The 2375-nt window shown below is 53.4% G+C and carries 2 protein-coding genes; both read left to right on the top strand.

The features are described 5' to 3' along the window. Nucleotides 1–533: 533 nt before the first annotated feature. Nucleotides 534–2258: an acetolactate synthase 3 large subunit gene (locus B3P58_RS19485; protein ID WP_145469702.1), complete on the top strand. Its 1725-nt coding sequence runs from the start codon at nt 534–536 to the stop codon at nt 2256–2258. A gap of 2 nt (nt 2259–2260) precedes the next feature. After that, the coding region (locus tag B3P58_RS19480; protein ID WP_286720012.1) for an ACT domain-containing protein at nt 2261–2375 on the top strand (115 nt) is incomplete at its 3' end.

Here is a 2375-nt window from a genome sequence, read left to right as displayed (position 1 = left end):
AGCGAGCGAACAGCAACGCAGGATTAGGAATTTTTAGCCATAACCCTTCGGGCTGAGGCCAGTTTTCCCCATTAGCGTCGTCGTTCGTCATTCATTTAACTCGCTAATATCACTCCTCTCTCCTTGCTCTGAAAAAAACTGGTTCTCAGCAGGCCAGATTCACTTAGTGGCAACAGGCCCTGAGGAAAAGAATAATTTCTCTGACCTGCTCCGGACATTATTAAAACCGTATGATTTGTCAAGGATTTAGGGCGGTTTTTTGCTAGACAATAATACCGGGAATGCTAGAATTACCGCGCTTTTGTCAGCCGGCCTGCGCCTCCACCCAGTGCCCCGCTCGCTGACAATGACAGCCTCTGGTGCGGTTATCTCCGACCCAGTTTCAGACCCGGTGTCCTCGACCAGGCAACGGGACTCTGATGAGAAACTACAAGTTTATCATCCAGCCTGAGAGAGCCTTTGTGTTTCGGGCTCTAATCGCACAGTTATTTCAGTTACCCACGCCCCTGCGGGCTTGTGAAGAGGATAGTACGGTGGAATTACTTTCCGGCGGAGAAATGTTGGTTCGTGCACTGCATGAATCAGGCGTCGAATATATTTACGGTTACCCGGGCGGCTCGCTGCTGCACGTTTATGATGCGCTGTACAAGCAGAGCGCAGTCAAACACGTCCTGGTCCGTCATGAGCAGGCGGCTGCTCATATGGCTGATGGTTATGCGCGTGCAACCGGTAAGCCAGGTGTGGTCATGGTCACCTCTGGTCCGGGTGCTACCAACACAATTACCGGTATCGCCACGGCGTTTACCGACTCGATTCCTATGGTCGTCATTTCTGGTCAGGTGATGAGCCATCTGGTGGGCGATGATGCCTTCCAGGAAACCGACATGCTGGGTGTGTCACGTCCTATTGTTAAGCACAGCTTCAGTGTGCGCCGTCCGGAAGATATCCCTGAGCTGGTGGCTAAAGCCTTCCACATTGCCAGCACTGGCCGTCCGGGTCCGGTTGTTATCGATATTCCGAAAGACATGACCATGCCGAATGAGCGTTACGAATACGTTTATCCGAAGAAGGTCAAACTGCGTTCTTACACGCCACCTCAGCGTGGTCACTCCGGCCAGATCAAAAAGGCTGTTGAGTTGCTGCTGAAAGCCAAGCGTCCGGTTATTTATGCCGGTGGTGGTGTAATTATCGATGGCAGCTCCGACAAACTGCGTGCACTGGTTGATCGTCTGGACTTCCCTTGCACCAACACGCTGATGGGTCTGGGTTCTTACCCGGGTACCGGCGAGCGTTTTGTTGGCATGCTGGGTATGCACGGTACCTATGAAGCGAACATGACCATGCACCACGCTGACGTGGTCCTGGCTATTGGCGCGCGCTTCGATGACCGTGTAACCAACGCGACCAGTAAGTTCTGTCCGGATGCCAAGATCATTCATATCGACATTGATCCGTCTTCAATCTCCAAGACCATCATCGTTGATGTACCTATCGTTGGCCCGGTTGGCAACGTGCTGGACGAAATGATGGCGCTGCTGGATGAAAGCAACGAAGTACCGGATGCCGAAGCCATTGCGTCCTGGTGGAAACAGATCAACGAGTGGCGCCAGCGTCATGCGATGCGTTATGAGAAAAACGACTCGCAGCTGATGAAGCCGCAGGAAGTGATCGAAGCGATCTGGGCGGCCACCAAGGGTGACGCTTACGTGACTTCTGACGTTGGTCAGCACCAGATGTTTGCCGCGCAGTACTACAAGTTCGATAAGCCAAACCGCTGGATCAACTCCGGTGGTCTGGGAACCATGGGCTTTGGTTTCCCGGCGGCGATGGGCATTAAGATGAACTTCCCGGAAGAAATGGTTGTATGCGTGACCGGTGAAGGCTCTATCCAGATGAATATCCAGGAACTGTCGACCTGTCTGCAGTACGGCATTCCGGTAAAAATCCTGTGTCTGAACAACGGCTCTCTGGGCATGGTTCGTCAGTGGCAGGACATGAACTACGAAGGTCGTCACTCCCACTCGTACATGGAGTCCCTGCCGGACTTTGTCAAACTGGTGGAAGCCTATGGCCACGTGGGTATCCGCGTGACCGGCCGCGATGAGCTGCCACAGGCACTGGAAGACACCTTCAATAAATACAATGACCGTCTGGTCTTCCTCGACGTTGCCGTCGACCCGGAAGAACACGTGTATCCGATGCAGGTGCCGGCTGGCTCCATGCGTGATATGTGGCTGAGCAAGACGGAGCGGACCTGAACATGAGACACATTATTTCGATTCTGCTGGAAAACGAACCGGGAGCTTTGTCAAGCGTTGTTGGTCTGTTCGCCCAGCGTGGTTACAACATTGAAACCCTGACGGTGGCGCCGACAG

The organism is Thalassolituus sp. UBA2009 (assembly GCF_002335285.1).
Lineage (GTDB): Bacteria > Pseudomonadota > Gammaproteobacteria > Pseudomonadales > Oceanobacteraceae > Venatoribacter > Venatoribacter alkanivorans.
The sequence above is the reverse complement of the archived record's forward strand: the minus strand, read 5'-3'. Positions and strand labels throughout refer to the sequence as shown.